21 protein-coding genes are annotated in these 21,218 nt (G+C 70.5%); 11 read left to right on the top strand and 10 right to left on the bottom strand.

Annotation, left to right across the window (positions count from 1 at the left end; translation table 11 throughout):
- The first annotated feature begins 364 nt into the window (after window positions 1-364).
- Window positions 365-829 (top strand): RNA polymerase sigma factor, encoded by a 465-nt coding sequence (locus AB0C36_RS33720; protein ID WP_435839169.1) that lies wholly within the window; start codon window positions 365-367, stop codon window positions 827-829.
- Window positions 830-906: 77 nt separating this feature from the next.
- Window positions 907-1,908, top strand: coding sequence for a hypothetical protein (locus AB0C36_RS33725; protein WP_358361831.1), 1,002 nt, complete (start codon window positions 907-909; stop codon window positions 1,906-1,908).
- 144 nt (window positions 1,909-2,052) lie between these two features.
- On the opposite strand, the gene AB0C36_RS33730 is transcribed toward AB0C36_RS33725, so the two are convergent.
- From AB0C36_RS33730 to ctaC, 5 genes are all read right to left on the bottom strand, one after another.
- Window positions 2,053-3,294 carry a L,D-transpeptidase gene (locus AB0C36_RS33730; protein ID WP_358361834.1) on the bottom strand — a complete coding sequence of 414 codons (1,242 nt, stop codon included), beginning with the start codon at window positions 3,292-3,294 and terminating at the stop codon, window positions 2,053-2,055.
- A gap of 184 nt (window positions 3,295-3,478) precedes the next feature.
- Window positions 3,479-4,768 carry a L,D-transpeptidase gene (locus AB0C36_RS33735; RefSeq protein WP_358361837.1) on the bottom strand — a complete coding sequence of 430 codons (1,290 nt, stop codon included), beginning with the start codon at window positions 4,766-4,768 and terminating at the stop codon, window positions 3,479-3,481.
- Window positions 4,769-5,046: 278 nt separating this feature from the next.
- Window positions 5,047-5,445 (bottom strand): cytochrome c oxidase subunit 4, encoded by a 399-nt coding sequence (locus AB0C36_RS33740; RefSeq protein WP_358361841.1) that lies wholly within the window; start codon window positions 5,443-5,445, stop codon window positions 5,047-5,049.
- Window positions 5,442-7,154 carry an aa3-type cytochrome oxidase subunit I gene (gene ctaD, locus AB0C36_RS33745; RefSeq protein ID WP_358361843.1) on the bottom strand — a complete coding sequence of 571 codons (1,713 nt, stop codon included), beginning with the start codon at window positions 7,152-7,154 and terminating at the stop codon, window positions 5,442-5,444. The genes AB0C36_RS33740 and ctaD overlap by 4 nt, the downstream gene beginning before the upstream one ends.
- Window positions 7,151-8,038, bottom strand: a complete 888-nt coding sequence (gene ctaC / locus AB0C36_RS33750; RefSeq protein WP_358361846.1) for an aa3-type cytochrome oxidase subunit II — start codon at window positions 8,036-8,038, stop codon at window positions 7,151-7,153. The genes ctaD and ctaC overlap by 4 nt, the downstream gene beginning before the upstream one ends.
- A 265-nt stretch (window positions 8,039-8,303) precedes the next feature.
- Between ctaC and AB0C36_RS33755 the strand changes: the two genes are divergently transcribed.
- A complete protein-coding gene (locus AB0C36_RS33755) occupies window positions 8,304-9,737 on the top strand; it encodes a cysteine desulfurase/sulfurtransferase TusA family protein (RefSeq protein ID WP_358361849.1) in 1,434 nt (477 codons plus the stop codon).
- 82 nt (window positions 9,738-9,819) lie between these two features.
- Here the strand turns inward: AB0C36_RS33755 and AB0C36_RS33760 are convergent, their stop codons facing one another.
- Entirely contained in the window at window positions 9,820-10,797 is a 978-nt protein-coding gene (locus AB0C36_RS33760; protein WP_358361851.1) for a carbohydrate kinase family protein, read from the bottom strand.
- Window positions 10,798-11,095: 298 nt separating this feature from the next.
- Here AB0C36_RS33760 and AB0C36_RS33765 point away from each other — a divergent pair, with 298 nt between their 5' ends.
- Entirely contained in the window at window positions 11,096-11,320 is a 225-nt protein-coding gene (locus tag AB0C36_RS33765) for a hypothetical protein (RefSeq protein WP_358361853.1), read from the top strand.
- A 152-nt stretch (window positions 11,321-11,472) separates the two neighbouring features.
- Here the strand turns inward: AB0C36_RS33765 and AB0C36_RS33770 are convergent, their stop codons facing one another.
- Window positions 11,473-11,823: a HesB/IscA family protein gene (locus tag AB0C36_RS33770; RefSeq protein ID WP_235055879.1), complete on the bottom strand. Its 351-nt coding sequence runs from the start codon at window positions 11,821-11,823 to the stop codon at window positions 11,473-11,475.
- A 230-nt stretch (window positions 11,824-12,053) separates the two neighbouring features.
- Here AB0C36_RS33770 and nadA point away from each other — a divergent pair, with 230 nt between their 5' ends.
- Both nadA and AB0C36_RS33780 read left to right on the top strand, forming a co-directional pair.
- On the top strand, window positions 12,054-13,247 hold the full coding sequence (nadA, locus tag AB0C36_RS33775; RefSeq protein ID WP_358361856.1) for a quinolinate synthase NadA: 1,194 nt from the start codon (window positions 12,054-12,056) through the stop codon (window positions 13,245-13,247).
- A 233-nt stretch (window positions 13,248-13,480) separates the two neighbouring features.
- The gene (locus AB0C36_RS33780; protein ID WP_358361859.1) at window positions 13,481-14,044 is read left to right on the top strand and encodes a dihydrofolate reductase family protein; all 564 of its coding nucleotides are present in this window, start codon (window positions 13,481-13,483) and stop codon (window positions 14,042-14,044) included.
- 59 nt (window positions 14,045-14,103) lie between these two features.
- Here the strand turns inward: AB0C36_RS33780 and pspAA are convergent, their stop codons facing one another.
- Window positions 14,104-14,382, bottom strand: a complete 279-nt coding sequence (pspAA, locus tag AB0C36_RS33785; protein ID WP_358361863.1) for a PspA-associated protein PspAA — start codon at window positions 14,380-14,382, stop codon at window positions 14,104-14,106.
- A gap of 2 nt (window positions 14,383-14,384) precedes the next feature.
- Window positions 14,385-15,215: a PspA/IM30 family protein gene (locus AB0C36_RS33790; protein WP_358361893.1), complete on the bottom strand. Its 831-nt coding sequence runs from the start codon at window positions 15,213-15,215 to the stop codon at window positions 14,385-14,387.
- 176 nt (window positions 15,216-15,391) lie between these two features.
- Here AB0C36_RS33790 and AB0C36_RS33795 point away from each other — a divergent pair, with 176 nt between their 5' ends.
- The 3 genes from AB0C36_RS33795 to AB0C36_RS33805 all read left to right on the top strand — a co-directional run bounded on the left by AB0C36_RS33795 (window position 15,392) and on the right by AB0C36_RS33805 (window position 17,923).
- A complete protein-coding gene (locus tag AB0C36_RS33795; RefSeq protein ID WP_358361866.1) occupies window positions 15,392-15,982 on the top strand; it encodes a DUF3043 domain-containing protein in 591 nt (196 codons plus the stop codon).
- 143 nt (window positions 15,983-16,125) lie between these two features.
- Window positions 16,126-16,902, top strand: a complete 777-nt coding sequence (locus AB0C36_RS33800; RefSeq protein WP_358361869.1) for a class I SAM-dependent methyltransferase — start codon at window positions 16,126-16,128, stop codon at window positions 16,900-16,902.
- Between the two features lie 22 nt (window positions 16,903-16,924).
- Window positions 16,925-17,923 carry an aldo/keto reductase family protein gene (locus AB0C36_RS33805; RefSeq protein WP_358361871.1) on the top strand — a complete coding sequence of 333 codons (999 nt, stop codon included), beginning with the start codon at window positions 16,925-16,927 and terminating at the stop codon, window positions 17,921-17,923.
- Window positions 17,924-18,110: 187 nt separating this feature from the next.
- On the opposite strand, the gene AB0C36_RS33810 is transcribed toward AB0C36_RS33805, so the two are convergent.
- Window positions 18,111-18,314, bottom strand: a complete 204-nt coding sequence (locus AB0C36_RS33810; RefSeq protein ID WP_358361872.1) for a hypothetical protein — start codon at window positions 18,312-18,314, stop codon at window positions 18,111-18,113.
- Between the two features lie 175 nt (window positions 18,315-18,489).
- On the opposite strand from AB0C36_RS33810, the gene AB0C36_RS33815 reads away from it, so the two are divergent.
- Together AB0C36_RS33815 and AB0C36_RS33820 are read left to right on the top strand one after the other, a co-directional pair.
- A complete protein-coding gene (locus AB0C36_RS33815; protein ID WP_358361874.1) occupies window positions 18,490-19,803 on the top strand; it encodes a bifunctional adenosylcobinamide kinase/adenosylcobinamide-phosphate guanylyltransferase in 1,314 nt (437 codons plus the stop codon).
- A gap of 75 nt (window positions 19,804-19,878) precedes the next feature.
- Complete coding sequence (locus tag AB0C36_RS33820) at window positions 19,879-21,117, top strand: NAD(P)/FAD-dependent oxidoreductase (protein ID WP_358361876.1); 1,239 nt, start codon at window positions 19,879-19,881, stop codon at window positions 21,115-21,117.
- Window positions 21,118-21,218: the final 101 nt, after the last annotated feature.

Here is a 21,218-nt window from a genome sequence, read left to right on the forward strand (position 1 = left end):
CCCACCGGAACTCCGGTGGGGCCCTCGGCCTTTGCGTGCCCGCATACGCGCCCCCGCACGGCCCTGAGCGGCCTCCTGGGCGCCTTTCCGGCCACCGCGTAACATCCGTACTCCCTCCCGCGTGCATAGGACGTCAGCAGGCGCCAAGGGGACGGGTCACGGGATGCGGCAGGGTCGGCAGGGGATGCGGGACGACGACGCGGGGCACAGCGCCGCCCCCGGCACCGGGCAGGAGCCGGCGGCCGGGGACGCGCGGGACGCCGGCAACAACGCGGGGGCGACGGAGGACGCGGTGGCCGCGGCGGCGTCCGCCGCCACCGCCCGTGCGGAGTTCGACGCGTTCTACGCCGCGACGGCGCGGCGCATGGTCGCGGCGGTCTACGCCCTGACCGGCAACCTGGCGGACGCCGAGGACGCGGTCCAGGAGGCGTACGCCAGGGCGTGGGCCAAGTGGACCCGGCTCCAGGCCGACGGCGATCCCGGCGGCTGGGTCCGCGTGGTGGCGCAGCGTCTCGCGGTCAGTTCCTGGCGCAAGGCACGGAACCGGCTACGGGCCCACGTCCGGCACGGTTCCCCGTCCGCGGTCCCGGAGTTGGGGCCGGACCACGTGGCCCTGGTTGCGGCGCTGCAGAAGCTGCCGAAGGACCAGCGACGCGTGGTCGTCCTGTTCCACCTGTACGACCTGCCCGCCGAGGCGGTCGCACGCGAACTGGGCTGCTCGGCGGGCGCGGTGCGGACCCGGCTCTTCCGGGCCCGGCAGGCACTCGCCGAACACCTTGGCGAGGAATCCGCCGCCGAACCCGCCCCAGCCCCCTCCAGCACCCGCTGACGTCCCGTCACAACGCACACACGCACGCACCTGCGCACGCGCAGACGTACACACGCAGGCACGCAGACAGGGAGACCATGACCATGACCGACGACCTCGACCGCCGCCTCCGCGGCCTGGTGGACGACATCGAGCCGGCGGTTGTCATCTCGCCGGCGAGCGAGACCCGCGCCCGGGGCACCCGGCGCAAGCTGCGCCACCGCACGGCGGCGGGCGTCGCCGCCGCGGCGGCCGCCGGGATGATCGCGACCGGGTTCGTCGCGCTCGGCGGTTCCGACGGCCAGGCCACCGGGCAGGCGGCCGGGCCGACCGCCTCATGTCCGCCCGGCGGGGCTCCGATGGAGGTCAAGCCCAATCCGTCCGGCTCGGCGGCCTCCTCTGATTCGACCGCCCCGCCGGGCGGGCAGATGCCGCTGTCGGCCATGGGGGCCTTGCAGCAGTACTCCGCCGAACAGGGTCTTTCGTACGGGCCCTGGTGCGCCGAGCCACCGGCCGGGACGCAGGGACCCCTGTCCCCCAAGGCGCTGCGCGCCGCCGACCTGCCCGCCGTGGCCGGAGGCTGGACCCAGCCGGAGTACGCCCAGGGCACCTGGTCGGGAACCGCCGCGGAGAACCGGGTGTCCCCCAGCGTGTTCTGCCTTCCCTCGACGTGGACCACCGTCAACGCGAGCCACCCGGACGTGTACATCACGGGTGTCGAGGTGCCGCCCACGACGGAAATGCTGCGTACTTCCCACTCCTTCGGGGTGCCGTCGGGCCCGGGGCAGGCGATCGGCAACGTCACCGAGACCATCGCGACCTTCGCCACCGAGGCCGAGGCCCAGGCGGCCGAGGCGAAGCTCGCCGCCGCCGCGGCAACCTGCCAGGCGCGGTACCCCGGCGCGTCGCTGACGCAGTTGGGCACCGCGGACGCCCCGATCTGGAAGTGGGACCACGCCCCCGACTCGTACCGCGGCTTCGAGGGCTACGCCCGCTCCGGCAAGACGCTGGTCGTGCTCGGCTACCTGCAAGGCGGGCCGTTCGCCACCGAGTTCGCACCGCAGATCCTGCAGACCGCGATCGACCGCGCGACCGGCTGACCCACCCGAACCGACCCACGGCGACCGGCCCACGCCAGCCGGCCCGGACCGGCCGACCCCGACCGCACGCCGGCACGCCGTCGACCCCTGCGCCCACCACGGGTGCAGGGGTCGACCGCGTGCCGGATGCGGCCCGGCGGCCCGTCAGGCGGCCGTCGCCGGCTCCGTCGTCGTCGAGCCCGCCACGCTCTGGCCGAGCCACTGGTCGAACGACATGTTCCATTCGCCGTACCCGTTGCCGGACAGCTCCATCGACTTGCTGCTGCCGGTGTTCACGACGTTGACCACGTCTCCGACCCTGACCTCGCCGAAGAACCAGCGTGCGTTCTCGGTGCTCATCCCGACGCAGCCGTGGCTGACGTTGGCGCTGCCTTGCGAGCCGACCGACCAGGGCGCGGCGTGCAGGTACTCGCCGCTCCATGTCACCCGGGCGGCCCAGTAGACGTCGAGCCGATAGCCCTCCGAACTGCCCTCGGCGATACCGACGGTGGTGCCGTCCATCAGGACGTGCTCCTCCTTGCCGAGGATCACCTTGGTCCCGGCGCGCGTGGTGAAGCCGGGCTTGCCGGTGGTCACCGGGACGGTACGCAGGACCTCGCCGTTGCGCGTCACCGTCATCTGGTGGGCGGCCGAGTCGACGGTCGCGACGAACGCGTCGCCGATGGTGAAGTCCGTGATGGTGCCCGGTCCGCCGTACACGCCGCCGCCCATGGGCACGCCGTACAGGTCGCTGGACACCGTCACCTTGGTCCCGGCCGGCCAGTAGGTTTTAGGGCGGAACCGAACGGTCTGCTCGTCGACCCAGCCCCAGGCGCCCTCGACAGGCGTGCTGGCGGTGACGACGAGCCGCTTCTCGACCGCCTCCCGCGCCGCGGGGTCCTCGATCTTCTGGTCGAACTCGATGCTGATCGGCATACCGACACCGACCGTGCTGCCCTTCTCCGGCAGGACCTCCTTGGCGGAGACGATCGCCGTCGGGGTCGCGGTGGTGAAGGTGGAACTGCGGGTCGAGGTCAGGCCGTGGCCGTCCACGGCGGTGGCCTGCACGGTGTACTTGGTGCCGTACTGAAGGGGCTTCTCGCTGTGCCACGAGGCGCCGCCTGGGCTGATGCTGCCGGGAACGGCCGTACCGTCGGCGGCCGTCAGGCTGACGCCGGACAACACGCCGCCGCCGGAGCCGACGGTGACCACGCTCTCCGGGGCCACCGCCGCGCTGCCGTCCTGCGGCGTCATGGTGAATCGGGCGGTGCTGACCGTGGGTTTGGGCGCCGGCTTGGCGTCCGTCCCGAATATCGCGCAGCCCCCGAGGGCCAGCATCGCCGCCGTCGTCAGGGCTATCGGCCGCAGCAGGCGCTGGGGACCGAAGGGAACCGTGATGGCGCGCACCCGGAACCTCCTGCGTCAGGGGGCACTGTCTGATCAAGTGTCACCTGAATTGATCAAGAAGGATCGTTGATGCACCCATTCGGGCTCGAAGATCACACGTATGCGCGGGCGCGCCCCGTGTCCGGGAACGCCGCGGGGGCCGCCTCCCAGGAGACGGCCCCCGCGTGCGCACGGAGTGCGGGTGTTACGAGGCGGAACCCAGCGGGGTGATGGTGGCACCGGGGTTGGCCAGCGCGCTCGCCTTCAGCCAGGTGTCCCAGTCCGCGTTCCAGTCGCCCCAGCCGTTGCCGTACTTGACCTTCTTCTCGGTCCCGTTGACGACCTCGATGACGTCACCGGTGTTCACGGTGTCGAAGAACTTGCCGGCGTTGGCCGTGCTCATGCCGATGCAGCCGTGCGAGTCGTTCAGCTTGCCGAACTTGCCCTCGTTCCACGGCGCGGCGTGTGCGTAGGTGCCGGACGACGTCATGTGCACCGCGTACCGCACGTTCTTCATGTTGTACTCGCCGGGCAGGCCGACCGTCTCGGAGTTCATGTCGATGCCGTCGACCTTGTCCATGACGACCATCGTGCCGGTCCAGGTCGGGTACGACGGACCACCGGCGGAGATCGGCAGCGTGTTGATGACCTCGCCGTTCTTCTTGACGGTCATCTGCTTGGACTTGAGGTCGGCGGTCGCCACGATCGAGTCGCCGATGGTGAAGGTGCCGCCGCGGTTCTGGGTGCCGTACGTGCCGTCCGCCGACTTGGCGCCCGCGAGGTTGGCCTTCCAGGTCACCTTGGTGCCCGGCTGCCAGTACGCCTTGGGGCGGTAGTCGACGCGCTCCTTGCCGTCGTGGTCCATGACCCAGGCCCACGAACCCTCGACCGCGGGCTCGGCGACGACGCTCAGGTTCCGCTCGACCGCGGCCTTGTCCTTGATCGGCCGGTCGAACTTGAGCGAGATGACCGTACCGACGCCCAGCGTCGCGCCGGAGTCGCCGTCGGGCATGTAGGAGTACTCGAAGTTCTTGCCCGCAGCCACGGTGGTGAAGCTGCTGTTCGCGGTGACCTCGACGCCGTCGGCGTTCGCCGCCTTCGCGGCGACCGTGTACTTGGTGTTGTTGGCCAGCGGCGTCGCGGGGGTCCACTTGGCCCCGTCCGCCGACGTCTTGCCCTCGACGGCCTTCCCCTTGGCGTCGGTGACCGTCACCGAGGTGACCTTGCCGTTCGTCGCGTCGACCGCCAGCGCGCCGTCGGTCTCCACCGACTTCGCACCGTCCGCGGGCGCGATGGCCAGTGCCGCGGGCGGGGCCGCCGGCTTGTTCTTGCCCCCGCCGCCGACCTGGTCGGCGGATATCGCGCCGCCGGACTCCTTGGGGTCGGCCTTCCCACCGCCCGACGAACACGCGGTCAGCAATGCCAGCGGTACGACGAGCAGTCCCGCGGCCAGCCTGGTGGCCCCCGTACGCGTCGCTCCTGTGATGCGGGGCACGCGATCCCTCCCTTATCGCTTGCGCAGACCTGCTGCGAACCGTATGCGCTGTTTTTGACGCCCCCTCAGCGCACGGGGTTCCGGATTCCGGAGACAGTCACACAACAGTGACAACTGCGGGAACCGGGGCCGCACCACACACGCATGCGCGTGCGATCGCTCGGCCAATTTGTTGCGGTACGACCGGCAATGATCCGAATGGACGAAGCCGGTCACCCATCTGGGTGACCGGCCTCGCGTGTGTCCTGGTGATCCGAGGCCCGGGGCCTCTCAGCGGATCACTGGTTCTGGTTCTCTCCGCGGTAGTACTCGAAGACCCACCCGAACAGAGCGATTCCGACGATCGGGGCCCCGAAGTAGCAGAGCCACCAGCCGAAGATGACGCCGAGGAACATCAACGCGCTGCCGCAGGCGAGCATGAGCGGAGCCCAGCTGTGCGGGCTGAAGAAGCCCAGCTCGCCCGCGTCGTCGGCGACATCGCCCTCTTCGTTGTCCTGCGGCAGCAGCTCGCTGCGCCGCGCGGTGAACCAGAGGTAGTAGCCGATCATGATCGACAGACCGAAGGCCAGGGCCAGCGCCGTGGTTCCGGTCGGGTCTTCCGAGAGCACCCAATAGATGATGGTGACCGGAAGGATGAACAGCGCGACCAGCGTCATGAGCGCACCGGTGAACTTCACCGCTCACTCTCCTTGCCCGCCGAGACGGCCTGCCTGTCGTCGCCCAGGTAGTCCAGGGCGGCGATCTCCGGGTGGTGGAGGTCGAAGGCCGGCGATTCCGAACGGATGCGCGGCATCGAGGTGAAGTTGTGCCGCGGCGGCGGGCAGGACGTCGCCCATTCGAGCGAACGGCCGTAGCCCCACGGGTCGTCCACGGTGATCTTCTTGCCGTACTTGTGCGTCTTCCACACGTTGTAGAGGAACGGCAGGATCGACAGGCCCAGCAGGAACGAGCCGATCGTCGACACCATGTTCAGCGACGTGTAGCCGTCCGAGTCGAGGTAGTCCGCGTACCGCCGCGGCATGCCCTCCGCACCCAGCCAGTGCTGCACCAGGAACGTGGTGTGGAAGCCGATGAACAGCGTCCAGAAGGTGATCTTGCCGAGGCGCTCGTCCAGCATCTTGCCGGTGAACTTCGGCCACCAGAAGTGGAAGCCGGCGAACATCGCGAACACGACGGTGCCGAACACCACGTAGTGGAAGTGCGCGACGACGAAGTACGTGTCGGACACCGCGAAGTCGAGCGGCGGCGACGCGAGGATGACACCCGTCAGACCGCCGAACACGAACGTCACGAGGAAGCCGATCGTCCACAGCATCGGTGTCTCGAAGGACAGCGAGCCGCGCCACATCGTGCCGATCCAGTTGAAGAACTTCACACCGGTGGGCACCGCGATGAGGAACGTCATGAACGAGAAGAACGGCAGCAGGACCGACCCGGTCACGAACATGTGGTGCGCCCACACGGTGACCGAGAGACCGGCGATCGCGATGGTCGCGCCGATCAGGCCCTTGTAACCGAACATCGGCTTGCGGGCGAAGACCGGGATGACCTCGGAGACGATGCCGAAGAACGGCAACGCGATGATGTACACCTCTGGGTGTCCGAAGAACCAGAAGAGGTGCTGCCACAGGATCGGTCCGCCATTGGCCGGATCGAAGATATGGGTGCCGAACTTGCGGTCGGCCTCCAGCGCGAACAGCGCGGCGGCCAGGACCGGGAACGCCATCAGGACCAGGATCGAGGTCAGCAGGACGTTCCAGCAGAAGATCGACATGCGGAACATCGTCAGACCGGGCGCGCGCATCGCGATGATGGTCGTGATGAAGTTGACCGCACCGAGGATCGTGCCGAAGCCGGACATCGCCAGGCCCATGATCCACATGTCGGCGCCGATTCCGGGAGACCGGATCGAGTCCGACAGCGGCGCGTACGCGAACCAGCCGAAGTCCGCCGCACCCTGCGGGGTGAGGAAGCCGGCCACCGCGATGATCGAGCCGAACAGGTAGAGCCAGTAGGCGAACATGTTCAGCCGCGGGAACGCCACGTCGGGCGCGCCGATCTGCAGCGGCATGATCCAGTTCGTGAAGCCCGCGAACAGCGGCGTCGCGAACATCAGCAGCATGATCGTGCCGTGCATCGTGAACGCCTGGTTGAACTGCTCGTTCGACATCACCTGCGTGCCCGGACGGGCGAGCTCGGCGCGCATGAACAGCGCCAGCACACCGCCGATGCAGAAGAACACGAACGACGTGATGAGGTACAGGCTGCCGATGGTCTTGTGGTCAGTGGTCGTCATCCACTTGACCACGGCGTTGCCGGGGGCCTTCTTGCGACGCACCCCCGTCGCGCCCACCGCCACGCTCTGTGGCTCGTTGAGGATGGTCACTTTTCACTTCCCGGGGTGTGCTCAGCCTGGGCCGGCATGTTGATCTGGCTGCGAACGGCCCCGGTCTGACCCTGTTCCTTCAGCAGCGCCAGGTGACGCTGGTACTCCTCGGGGGTGACGATCTTCACCTTGAAGAGCATGCGGGAATGGTCGGCGCCACACAGCTCCGCGCACTTGCCGTCGTAGTCGCCCAAGACCTCGGGCGTGATCTCGAACTTGTTCGTCTTGCCGGGGATGACGTCCAGCTTGTAGAGGAACGACGGCACGTAGAACGAGTGGATCACGTCGGGCGAGTTCAGCTCGAACTGCACCTTCTGGCCCTGCGGCAGGTAGAGCGTGGGGATGTCCTGGGTCGACCCGGTGTCATAGACCGCGCCGGTCTTGTTCATCGGGCCTTCCTTGTAGTTGAAGGCCCACTGCCACTGGAAAGCGGCCACCTCGATGACGTTGACCGACTGGAACGCCGGGTCCGACCTCTTGGTGGTTTCCTGGATCTTGGTCTCGTCGCGCGCGGTGAAGTAGAAGAAGACCGCGATGATGATGCCGGGGATCACCGTGTACAGGACCTCGAGCGGGAGGTTGTACCGGGTCTGCGGCGGGATCTCCTGCTTCGTGCGACTGCGCCGGTGGAACACGATGCTCCACAGGATGAGCCCCCACACGACAACGCCGACGATGAGGGCTGCGATCCAAGAGCCCTGCCAGAGTGAGAGAACCCTGTGGCCCTGCTCGGTCGCCGGGTTCGGCAGTCCGAGTCTGGGCAGATCCTTGGAGTCGACGGAGCAGCCGGTGGCGGTCGCGGTGACGAGGCCCAGAGCCAGCAGCTGCGGCACCCTGCGCCGCATCCAGCGCCGCGGCGAGCGGTCGGAGCCGTAGGGACTCACGTAGCGCCTTCCCGAATGTCTCGCCCATAACGGCGTGCTGACGGGGAACTTCATCCCCCGGCGGTCCGTCGCACGGGCAGGTTTGGATGTTTCTGCGGGGCAACCCTACTGGAGCGGTATTCGGGTCGCGCGCCGAGGTCCGGTGTGGCGGAAAAGAGGAATGTGATGAGCCGTCCGATCGAGTGAAGTTCCCGGGCGCGACCCGCGAACGCGCACTCGAACAGCCGGTTCACGCACCGGCCGGAAGGCGGACTACCGTCCCTGTATGGCGTACTTCGACGCGGCCTCCGCCGAACCCCTGAACACTGCCGCGCGCTCGGCTTTCCTCAGCGCAATGGAGGAGGGCTGGGCGGACCCCGCGCGGCAGTACCACGACGGCCGGCGGGCCCGCATGCTGCTGGACGCCGCCCGCGAGACCGTCGCGACGGTACTCGGCGCGCGTCCGGACGAGGTGGTCTTCACCGGATCGGGCACCCAGGCCGCGCAGTTGGGGCTGCTCGGCACGCTCGCCGGCCGACGCCGTGTCGGCGCGCACGCGGTGGTCAGCGCGGTCGAACACTCCTCGGTGCTGCACGCCGCCGAACTGCACGAGGCGGGCGGCGGGGAAATCACCCGGACGGTGGTGGACCGCACCGGACGCGTGGACCTCAAGGCGCTCGAAGCCGCGCTGCGCGACGACACCGCGGCCGTGGCCGTGCAGAGCGCGAACCACGAGGTGGGCACTCTCCAGCCGGTCGCCGAGGCGGCCGAACTGTGCGCCGCGCGCGGCATTCCGCTTGTCGTCGACGCCGCACAGTCGGTCGGGCGTGTCGCGGTGCCGGAAGGCTGGTCGGTGCTCGCCGCGAGCGCGCACAAGTGGGGCGGCCCGGCCGGCGTCGGCGTGCTGGTGGTGCGCAAGGGCACCCGGTACGTCTCGCCGCTGCCGTACGACGAGCGCGAGGCCCGGCGCGTACCCGGGTTCGTGAACGTCCCGGCGATCGTGTCGGCGGCGGTCGCACTCGGCGCGATGGCGACGACGTCCGACGACGAGAACCGGCGGCTGTCGTTGCTCGTCGACAAGATCCGCGAACGCGTCCCGCGGACCGTCCCGGACACCGAGGTGGTCGGCGACCCGGTCGCCCGGCTCCCCCATCTGGTGACGTTCTCGTGCCTGTACGTCGACGGCGAGGCCCTGCTCACCGCACTGGACCGCGCCGGGTTCGCGGTCTCGTCGGGCTCGTCGTGCACCTCGTCCACGCTGACGCCGAGTCATGTCCTGGAAGCCATGGGCGTGTTGTCGCAAGGCAACGTGCGCGTCTCGCTGCCGCAGGGCACGCCGGAGGCCGAGGTCGACCGCTTCCTCGCGGTGCTGCCGGGAATCGTGGCCGACCTGCGCGCGGTGACGAGCGCGGGCGGCGCGGCGACGGTGCCGGCCCCGGACCCGGCGGCCGTCGCGGGGCAGGCCGCGGACGAGGCCGTCCCGGCGGACGACGTCCCCGCGCTGGTGCTGGACACGCTCGGCCGCCGCTGCCCGATCCCGGTCATCGAACTGGCCCGGCACATCGGCGACGTGCCGAGGGATGCGGTGGTGGCGGTGCTGTCCGACGACGAGGCCGCGCGGCTGGACGTCCCGGCGTGGTGCGACATGACCGGCAACGAGTACGTCGGCGAGCGGCCGGACGAGGCGGGCGGCATGGCCTACCTCGTCCGGCGCTCGTGAACGGCGGTCCGATCCGCGGCCGTTCGCGGCTGTCCGCGATCGCCCGCGGTGCCGGCCGGGCTCCGGCGGAACCGGACGGCGCTCAGACGGTGAGGTGCGCACTCACGTCCGCGGCGGCCGCGTCGCCGTACGCCTGCGCGAACCGCTCCAGGAACGGCGCGCGGCGCAGCGAGTACTCCTGTGTGCCGACCGTCTCGATCACCAGCGTGGCCAGCATGCAGCCGACCTGAGCCGAGCGCTCCAGGTCGAGCCCCCAGGCGAGGCCCGCCAGGAAGCCGGCCCGGAAGGCGTCGCCGACGCCGGTCGGGTCGGCCTTCTTGCGCTCCAGCGCGCATTCGACGCGGATGGTCGCCTCGCCGCGCCGGTCGATGCGCACGCCCTTGGGGCCGAGCGTGGTGACGCGGATGCCGACGCGGTCCAGGATCTCCTCGCTGGACCAGCCGGTCTTCTCCTCGATGAGGGCGGCCTCGTACTCGTTGGTGAACAGGTACGCGGCGCCGTCGACCAGGCTGCGGATGTCGTGCTTGCCCATGCGCGCGAGCTGCTGCGAGGGGTCGGCGGCGAAGGTATAGCCGCGCTCCCGGCACTCCTCGCTGTGCCGCAGCATCGCCTCGGGGTCGTTGGCGGCGATGACCACCAGGTCGAGGCTGCCCACGCGCTCGGCGATCGGACGCAGTTCGATCTCGCGGGCCTCGCTCATCGCGCCGGTGTAGAAGGACGCGATCTGGTTGTGGTCCTCGTCCGTGGTGCACAGGAATCGCGCGGTGTGGTGCGTCTCGGAGATGTGCACCGAGTGGGTGTCCACGCGGTGCCGGTCCAGCCAGGAGCGGTAGTCGGTGAAGTCGGCGCCCGCGGCGCCCACGAGGATCGGCCTGAGGCCGAGGCAGCCCATGCCGAAGCAGATGTTCGGGGCGCAACCGCCCCGGCGTACGTCGAGGGTGTCCACGAGGAACGAGAGCGATACCCGGTGCAGCTCCTCGGGAAGGAGCTGGTCCGCGAAACGGCCGGGGAAGGTCATCAGGTGGTCGGTGGCGATCGACCCCGTCACGGCGATGCGCACGGGCTTGCTCCTGGGATGAGGGGGCGGCGCCGCGAGCAGGCCCGGCGCCGGAAGGCCCGTTCACGGTACCGGCCCCGGAGGTTGCGTGGTGCGCGCCGCGACAGACCGGTTGCCGCCGGTGGACGTGCGCTTGCTGGCGGGTGGGGTGATCGGGCGGCCGGAACGCGCGACTGGGGCGGCGCGGCGGCCGGAAACTACCCATCGGTAGACGGTGCGGTCACGCAGTGTGCGAAATAGGCTGAGGGCGCGGCCGCGGCTTTGCGGCGATTTATCCCGGCTTCATCGCGAGGAGTGCTTAATGTCTGCTTCGTCCGGCCAGGTGCGCTCGTACCTTCCGCCGAAGGCCGAGGCCGAGTCGATGGCCGAGCTGCGCGGCGACTGCGCTCGGATCGACGTGTCGTGGACGACTCCGCACGTCGCCAAGCCCCTCCCGACGACGCCGTTCTCGCCGACCGCCCCGGCCGTCGAGGTCCCGGCGCGCGGTGCGGCGATGGTCGCCGGCCTCGCGGAGTTCGGCGACTGACACCCCTTCTCCGCACGACAAACTGCGGCGGCAGTCCTCGGTGAGGACTGCCGCCGCAGTTGTGTTCGTGGTGCCCGCGGCGTCACCGCCGCCCGCCGCCGAAGATCAGCCGAACGAATCGCCGCCGGCGCCGCTCGGCCGAACGGGTCGCGTCAGCTGAACGAGTCGCCGCAGGCGCAGGAGCCGGCCGCGTTCGGGTTGTCGATCGTGAAGCCCTGCTTCTCGATGGTGTCGACGAAGTCGATGGTCGCGCCGCCGAGGTACGGAACGCTCATGCGGTCGGTGACCACACGTACGCCACCGAACTCCTGGACGGAGTCGCCGTCGAGCGAGCGCTCGTCGAAGTACAACTGGTAGCGCATACCGGAACAGCCGCCCGGCTGGACCTGCACGCGCAGCGCGAGGTCGTCGCGACCCTCCTGCTCGAGCAGGGCCTTGACCTTGGCCGCGGCCTCATCGGTGAGGATGACGCCACTGGTCGTGGTCTCGTCCTTGACCGTCATCTGGAAGCTCCCACGTGGTGGTTCGGTGCTGGATACGGCTATCACCGTCCGCAACGAACGGTGCCCTGGTTTCTATTCCAGGCCCGATCCGTTCATGGTCGCATACCGCCGACCGTGGCGGGGCGGGCCCGGCATTGTGAGCCGCGTCGCGTGAATCGTGTAAGCAGGACCCACTCTCGTCAATCCGACGAAATCAAGGTAGTATCCATTGCGTCAGTTAGACGAAAAGGATGGGCACCGTGACCGCGACCAACGATCTGGACCTGCCGCCGGGCGTCGAGGCGACCCCGCTGGCGCTGCTGCTCCTGGGCCGCGGCGCCGACCCGTACAGCGAGCGCGGCGTCGAGTGCCCCGGCGACCTGCCGAACCCGGCCGACCCCACGCTGGTCGCGCGCGCCCGGGCCGCGAAGGAGAAGCTCGGCGACTCCGTCTTCATCCTCGGCCACCACTACCAGCGCGACGAGGTCATCCAGTTCGCCGACGTGACCGGCGACTCGTTCAAGCTCGCGCGCGAGGCGGCCGCCCGGCCGGACGCTCCGTACATCGTCTTCTGCGGCGTGCACTTCATGGCCGAGAGCGCGGACATCCTGACCAACGACGGCCAGCAGGTGATTCTGCCGGACCTCGCAGCAGGATGCTCGATGGCCGACATGGCGACGTACGACCAGGTCGAGGAGTGCTGGGACGTCCTGACCGACGCGGGCATAGCCGACGTGACGGTCCCCGTCTCGTACATGAACTCCTCGGCCGACATCAAGGCGTTCACCGGCCGCCACAACGGCACGATCTGCACCTCCTCCAACGCCAAGCGCGCCCTGGAGTGGGCCTTCGAGCAGGGCGAGAAGGTCCTGTTCATGCCGGACCAGCACCTCGGCCGCAACACCGCCGTGCTGGAGATGGGCTTCTCGCTCGACGACTGCGTGGTCTACAACCCGCACAAGCCGGGCGGCGGCGTCACCCCCGACCAGCTCCGCGCGGCCAAGATGATCCTGTGGCGCGGCCACTGCTCGGTGCACGGGCGCTTCGGCCTCGACTCGGTCGAGGACGTCCGCAACCGCATACCCGGCGTGAACGTGCTCGTGCACCCGGAGTGCAAGCACGAGGTCGTCACCGCGGCCGACTACGTGGGCTCGACCGAATACATCATCAAGGCCCTGGACGCGGCCGCGCCCGGCAGCGCGTGGGCCATCGGCACCGAGCTCAACCTGGTCCGCCGGCTCGCCAACGCGCACCCGGACAAGCAGGTCGTGTTCCTCGACAAGACCGTCTGCTTCTGCTCGACGATGAACCGCATCGACCTGCCCCACCTGGTGTGGGCGCTGGAATCCCTGGTAGACGGCAAGGTCGTCAACCGCATCCAGGTCGACCCCGACACGCAGAAGTTCGCCAACCAGGCGCTCAACCAGATGCTCGCGCTCCCGTAGCGCACCGAAGCTCCCGCGAAGGGCCCGGTCGGCACCCCGACCGGGCCCGTTCCGCTGCCCACCTCGTGAGCGCGTGTTCCCAGTGAGGGTCTCTACAGGTGGTCCGCAGGGCGGACGAAAAAGTTCGGGAAATTTCGCGAGAGGTGTCGAGAAGCGTCGAGGGGCTCCGACGTACCGGTCGAGAGCGCGCCGGGAAGGCGCATCAGGACCGACGCAAAGGCAGGACGATCATCATGGGCAAGCTCATCCACTTCGTGCACCAGTCGCTCGACGGCTACATCGAGGGGCCGAACGGCGAGTTCGACTGGCCGTCCATGGGCCCGGAACTCTCCGCCTACTCGCACGAGCTGACCGGCGGCGACAAGGTGTTCCTCTACGGCCGCGTGGTCTTCGAGCTCATGGCGTCGTACTGGCCGAACGCCGAGGAGCACTCGCAGCACCCGCACGACCTGGCGTTTGCGCCGGTGTGGCGGGCGGCGGACAAGGTCGTCGTGTCGCACACGCTGGAGAAGGCCGACTGGAACACCCGCGTCGTCAACGACAACGTGGTCGCGGAGCTGGCCGCGATCAAGGCGGCCGGGCGGGACCTGGTGCTGTTCGGCGGCTCGGAACTGGCGTCGTACCTGACCGAGCAGGGTGCGGTCGACGAGTACCGGATCTTCGTGCATCCGGTGCTGCTGGGCGGTGGACGCCCGGTGCTGCGGAAGTCCGGCCTGCGTCGGCGGCTCGAACTCGTCGAGACCCGCACCTTCGACGGGACCGTCACCATGCTGCGGCACCGGCTCGCCGAAAGCTGACCGACCTTGTCCGGGCGGCGCACCGGGCCCGCATGGGCCCCGCCCGGACCGGGCCGGACTCAGCCGGGAATCAGCCCGCCTTCCTTGAACAACTCGCGGACGTCGTCCACGTGCGCGTCCGCGGCGGGGAGGATCAGCTGCGAAGGTTCGAGCACGTCGTCCGGCACGGGCGTGCCCACCTCGCGCACCCGGTCCAGGAGGGCGACGAGCGCGGCGCGGAACGCCGCCTCGTCGTCCGCCTCGACGGCCGACTCGATCGCGTTGTCCAGCAGGTCCAGTGCCGCGATGTGCTCGTCGGCGACGTCCAGCTGCCCCTCCCCCATGATGCGGACGATCATGGTTACTCCCCTTGCTTCTCGAACCGGGGGTGGTACTCGGGGTCGGCCTGCTGCGGCGCCTGCGTACCGGGCGCGGTCGGCCGGCCCTGGCCGAGGGCCTGCGGCTGCCCCTGGCCCAGCGCCTGCGGTGCGGGCGTCGGCGCCTGCCCGAGCTCCTGCTTCATGCGCATGAGTTCCAGCTCGACATCGGACCCGCTGGAAAGCCGCTCCAGCTCGGCGGTGATGTCGTCCTTGGTCATCCCCGTCGGGTCGTCGAGCGCGCCGGAGGCGAGCAGCTCGTCGATCGCCCCGGCCCGCGCCTGCATCTGCGCGGTCTTGTCCTCCGCACGCTGCATCGCCAGGCCGACGTCGGACATCTCCTCCGAGATGCCGGCGATCGCGCCGCCGATGTTGGCCTGCGCCTCGGAGGCGGTGTACGTCGCCTTGATGGTCTCCTTGCGGATCCGGAACGCGTCCACGCGCGCCTGCAGCCGCTGCGAGGCCAGCGTGAGCTTCTCCTCCTCCGACTGCAGCTGCTGGTACTGCAGTTGGAGGTCGCCGATCTGCTGCTGGATGCCGCTACGCCGGGTCAAAGCCTCGCGCGCCAGGTCCTCGCGTCCGAGCGACAGCGCCTTGCGGCCCTGGTCCTCGTGCTTGGCCGCCTGCTGCTCGAGCTGGCGGAGCTGGAGTTCGAGGCGCTTGCGGGAGGTCGCGACGTCGGCCACACCACGACGCACCTTCTGCAACAGCTCAAGTTGCTTCTGGTACGAGTAATCCAGCATTTCGCGAGGATCCTCGTACTTGTCGAGCGTTTTGTTCGCCTTTGCGCGGAAGATCATCGCCATCCGCTTCATAACGCCGGTCATGAGCCTCGCGCGCCCCCTTCGTAGGCAAGCTGTGCGCTGTACCAGCCTAAATGGCGAATGGACCTTCCGGCAGGAGGGCAGTCCATCAGCACGAGGCGGCAGCCGATCGCCCCGGGAGCCGGACGCATGTCCGGAGGGCTTGCCGGGACACGTACCCTGGTGGCGTGTTCAGACGTCGTTCCCAGGCAGAGTCCGAGGCCCCCGAGACGGTCACCGTCGAGTCGGAGGTCCGCGACCCCGAGGCCCCGAAGGGCCGCCCCACGCCCAAGCGCAGCGAGGCCCAGGCCAACCGCAAGACGCGCGTGACCCCGCCCAAGGACCGCAAGGAAGCCTCGAAAGTGGCACGCCAGCGGGCCCGCGAGGACCGCGAGGCGCAGCGGACCGCGCTGATCACGGGCGACGAGCGCGCGCTCCCGGTACGCGACAAGGGGCCGGTCCGGCGCTTCTGCCGCGACTTCGTCGACTCGCGCATCTCGGCGGCGGAGTTCTTCCTGCCGTCCGCCGTGCTCATCCTCATCATGAGCATCATGCCGAGCGCGACCCTCAAGAACATCTCGCTTCTCGCGTGGGCCTTCGCGATCGTCCTGATCATCCTGGACTCGTTCCGGCTCAACTTCACGCTCAAGAAGCAGCTGCGCAAGCGCTTCCCGGACGCCAACCTCAAGGGCTGCACTCCGTACGCCATCATGAGGTCGCTCCAGATGCGTCGCCTCCGCCTGCCCAAGCCGCAGGTCAAGCGCGGCGAGAAGATCTGACGCGGAGCGGGCGCGGGCCGGACGTACCCCACCCGCGCCACGGCAGTCCCGCGGCGCCGGGCACTGCCGGCACCGGGGCGCGCTCCACCGGCGACACCGGCGAACTCGAACACGGCGAACTCAGTCCCCCACGACGGAGCACCATGACGACCGCCCTGCACGACGCGACCACCTGGCCCACGGACCTGAACACGAGCGTCCAGCGCGAGATCGTGTCCCGGCAGCTCGCCGAGCACCTGGTCCGCCTTCGCTCGCGCGGCCCGCTGACCGTCCTGGACGTCGGCTGCGGCCCCGCCACCCCGGCCCTGCTGCTCGCCCGTGCGGGCCACAGCGTGACCGCGGTGAGCACCGACACCCTGCTGTTGACCGCGCTGCACGACGGCATGGCCGGAGAGCCGGAGGACGTACGCGCCCGGCTGCGCCTCGTCGAGGGCGACGGCAGCGAGGCCGGACGGCACTTCTCCCCCGGCAGCTTCGACCTCGCGCTGTGCCACGGCGTGCTCGAGGACCTGGCCGAGCCGGACGCGATGCTCGCCGCGCTCGCCCGCATCCTGAACGCCGGCGGCCTGCTGTCCGTCACCGCGGTCAACGGCGCCGCGGCCGCGATGCGGCCCGGCACCGCCGGCGAGTGGTCCGCCACCCGCAAGGCGCTGGCGTCGCGGGACCTGGGCGCGGGCGACGGCGTGCGCACGGACTCCCCCGAAGGACTGTCGACCGTCCTCGCCGATCTCGGCACGCCGGTGCTCGCGTGGTACGGCGTCGGCGTGTTCAGCGCGCTGCGTCCCGAGGAGCCCGCACCGCCGCGCGGCGGCAAGACCTGGCAGAACCTGGTCGCCGTCGAGGAGGAGGCCGGGCGGGGCGACCCGTACCGCGGCATCGCCGCCACGCTGCACTTGGTGGGTGAGAAGACCATCCGCTGAGGCCCGGCATAGGCTGGTGCCCATGGAGTTCCGACACCTCGGCCGCAGTGGTCTGGTCATCAGTGAGATCGCGTACGGCAACTGGCTGACGCACGGTTCCCAGGTCGAGGAGGAGGCCGCGCTCGCTTGTGTGCGCGCCGCCCTCGACGCCGGGATCACCACCTTCGACACCGCCGACGTGTACGCCGAGACGCGCGCCGAGTCCGTGCTCGGCCGCGCGCTCAAGGGCGAGCGGCGCGAGGGCCTGGAGATCTTCACCAAGGTCTACTGGCCGACCGGCCCCGGCCGCAACGACCGCGGGCTGTCCCGCAAGCACATCATGGAGTCGATCGACGCGTCGCTGACGCGCCTCGGCACCGACTACGTCGACCTGTACCAGGCGCACCGCTTCGACCACTCGACTCCGCTGGAAGAGACGATGCTGGCGTTCGCCGACGTCGTGCGCTCCGGCAAGGCGCTCTACATCGGCGTCTCGGAGTGGAACGCGGAGCAGATCCGCGCGGGCGCCGACCTGGCGCGCGAACTGCGCGTGCCGTTCATCTCGAACCAGCCGCAGTACTCGATGCTCTGGCGTGTCATCGAGACCGAGGTCGTGCCGACCAGCGAGGACCTGGGCCTCGGCCAGATCGTGTGGTCGCCGATCGCGCAGGGCGTGCTCACCGGCAAGTACCTGCCGGGCCAGGCCCCGCCCGCCGGTTCGCGCGCGACCGACGACAAGGGCGGCCAGAACTTCATCTCGCGGATGATGGGCGACGAGCTGCTCACCGCCGTGCAGTCGCTGCGCCCGCTGGCCGAGTCGGCCGGGCTCACGATGGCGCAGCTCGCGGTGGCGTGGGTGCTGCAGAACCCGAACGTCTCGGCGGCGATCATCGGGGCGTCGCGCCCCGAGCAGGTCACCGAGAACGTGAAGGCGGCGGGCGTGAAGCTCGAGGAGGAGCTGCTGTCGAAGATCGACGTCATCCTCGAACCGTTCGTGGAGCGCGACGCGGCGCAGACCCAGAGCCCGGCCGCCCGGCCCTGATGCGGTGAACCGCGTTGGGGGGCGGTCCGGGCCTCCGGACCACCCCCAACGCGTCGCCCGGCGGACGCCCGACCGGGTGCACTGCCAGACCGGGTGCACCGCGCGACTGGCTGCACTGCGACTCGTGGACTGCGCGACTCGTGGACTGCCCGACCGGGCGCGCGGCTCGACCGGCTACTCGACTCGGTTACTCGGCCGCGCGCAGGCTCATCGCGGAGTAGACCACGTCGTCGCCTTCGAGCAGGCTGACCTGCTCGACCCCCGCGTCGAGCAGTCCGCGCCAGTTCTCGCCGAGCCAGGACTCCGCGTCCGACTGGTTCGAGAACTCCTCGGACTTCGGGCCGGAGACCGGGGCGCCCTCCGCGTTCTCGTACCGCCACTGCCACATCATCGTGGGCTCCTTCGGTCGGGTTCTGCCGGATTCCGTCCGACTACCACGGGTTTCGGGCGGATTCGGCGGCACCGGATCTCTTCGACATCAGCTCATGAACGGTCCGCACAGTAGCCGACCGGGACCCACCAGACATTCCGTAACGCCGTACCGCTCGGGAGTAGCGCAGAACACCATGGAGTTGACGTTCCTCGGCACGGCCGGACCGCGGGGCTGGCCGCAGCCGTTCTGCACATGTGCCTCCTGCCTGGGCTGCACCGGATCCGCGGTGCGCGAGCCCAGCTGCGTGCTGGTCGACGGCACGCTGCTGATCGACTGCGGGCCCGAGCCCGCACACGCGGCGGCCCGGGCGGCGCGCCCGCTCACCGGCGTCCGCCACCTTCTGCTCAGCGGCCCGGGGGAGAGCGCGTCCCTCGGCTGGCTGCCGGCCGCGGGGCTCGACATGGTCGCGGCCCCGTCCGGTCCGCCGTCCGGCTTGCCCGCCCCCACCGCGGGCGGGCCGCCGTGGCAAACCGTCGAGGCGGGCGAGCAGTTCACGCTGGGCAGCCACCATGTGCGGGTGCTGCCGGGCGGCTCGCCGGGGCGGGTCGCCTACGCCGTGACCGGGCCCGGCGGGGCCCGCCTGCTCTACATACCCTCCTCGGTGCTCGCCCCCGAGGCGGACGCCGCACCCGCGTGGGCGGACGGACGCCCCTACGACGCCGTCCTGTTGGACGTCGTGGCGTGGCCCGAGCGGCTGGCCGCGCTGCGGCGCGAGGGCGCGGTGACGGAAGAGACCGACGTACTCGCCGTGCACTTGTCGCACGAGGCGCCGCCAGGCGAGGAGTTGCAGCGCAGGCTGGCGGCGTGGGGCGCGCGTGCGGTGTCGGACGGCGGCGTCGTGCGCCTCGGCGCCGACCCCGACCGGCAGCCGGTGCGCCCGCACCGCACGCTCATCCTCGGCGGTGCCCGCTCCGGCAAGTCCGCCGAGGCGGAACGCCGCCTCTCCGCCGTCCCCGACGTCGTCTATGTCGCGACCGGCGGCACGCGCGACGGCGACGCCGAGTGGGCGACGCGGGTGGCCGCGCACCGCGACCGGCGCCCCGCCTCCTGGACGACGGTGGAATCGACCGACCTGGCCGCGCTCATCGGTGCCGCGGCCGGCCCGATGCTGATCGACTGCCTGTCGCTGTGGCTCACCGCGGTGATGGACGAGTGCGGTGCGTGGGACGACGAGGCCTGGGACTCCGGCGCGTGTGACGCGGTGCGGGCGCGCGTCGACGAACTCGCCGCCGCGTGGCGGGCCTGCCGGGCGCCGCTGGTCGCGGTCGGCAACGAGGTCGGCAGCGGCGTCGTGCCGCCCACGTCGTCGGGGCGGCGCTTCCGCGACGAGCTGGGTCGGCTCAACGCGGCGATCGCCGCGGAGTCGGACGAGGTGCTGCTCGTGGTGGCCGGCCTGTCCCTCACCCTGCGCGGGCTGCCCAGGAAGCCGCGGCACGCCCGGAGTTGATCCCCCGGAATCGCCCGAAAGAGGGCGAAACTGGAGTCGCACACCCGAGCCCGTGGAAGCGACCTGAGGAGCGACATGGCGGACGACAACGCATTCGTCATCGTGGGAGCCAGTCTCGCCGGCGCCAAGGCGGCCGAGACGTTGCGCGGGGAGGGCTTCACCGGGCGGATCGTGCTGCTGGGCGACGAGCGGGAGCGGCCGTACGAGCGGCCTCCGCTGTCCAAGGGCTACCTCCTGGGCAAGAGCGATCGCGACGACGTCTTCGTGCACACGGCGGAGTGGTACCGCGAGAACGACGTCGACCTGCGCCTCGGCCTCACCGCGACCGCCCTCGACACCGCCTCCCGCGAACTGGCCTGCGACGACGGGTCCCGGCTGCGGTACGCCAAACTGCTGCTCGCCACCGGTTCCTCCCCGCGCCGCCTTCCGCTGCCCGGCGGGGACCTCGACGGTGTCCTGTACCTGCGGCGGCTGGCCGACAGCGACCGGCTCAAGGAGGCCTTCGCCGCCGCCGACCGCGTCGTGGTGATCGGCGCCGGCTGGATCGGCCTGGAGAGCGCGGCGGCCGCGCGTACCGCCGGGGTCGCGGTGACCGTGCTGGAGGCCGCCGAACTGCCGCTGTTGGGACCGCTCGGCCCCGAGGCCGCCCAGGTGTTCGCCGACCTGCACACGAGCCATGGCGTCGACCTGCGGTGCGGCGTCCAGGTGGCGGAGATCCTCGGCGACGGCGGGCGGGCGACGGGAGTGCGCCTCGCCGACGGCTCCACGGTCGACGCGGACGCCGTGGTCGTCGGCGTCGGCATCCGCCCGAACACCCAACTTGCCGAGGACGCCGGGCTGACCGTCGACAACGGCGTGCTCGTCGACGCCCGTTTGCGGACGTCCGACCCCGACGTCTTCGCGGCGGGCGATGTGGCCAACGCCTTCCACCCGCTGCTCGGCAGGCACATCCGGGTGGAGCACTGGGCGAACGCGCTCAACCAGCCGCAGACGGCGGCCAAGGCGATGCTGGGGCAGGACGTGCAGTACGACCGGGTGCCGTACTTCTTCACCGACCAATACGACCTCGGCATGGAGTACACGGGGTACGTCGCCCCCGGCTCCTACGACCAGGTCGTCTTCCGCGGCGACCGCGAGGCCCGCGAGTTCATCGCCTTCTGGCTGTCCGGCGGGCACGTGCTGGCGGGCATGAACGTGAACGTCTGGGACGTCACCGACCCGATCCGCGACCTGGTCACGAGCGGCCGCCCGGTCGACCCGGAGCGGCTCGCGGACCCGGCGGTCCCGCTGTCCGAACTGATCGCGGGCGCGTAGTCCGGGCCGCCTGCCCGGCACGCTGATCGCCCGCGGCCGCGCGCGGCCCGCGGCGCTCCCCTCCTCGGTCCCGTCCCGCACCCCCACGCACTACGCTGACC

The organism is Streptodolium elevatio, assembly GCF_040649515.1.
GTDB lineage: Bacteria > Actinomycetota > Actinomycetes > Streptomycetales > Streptomycetaceae > Yinghuangia > Yinghuangia elevatio.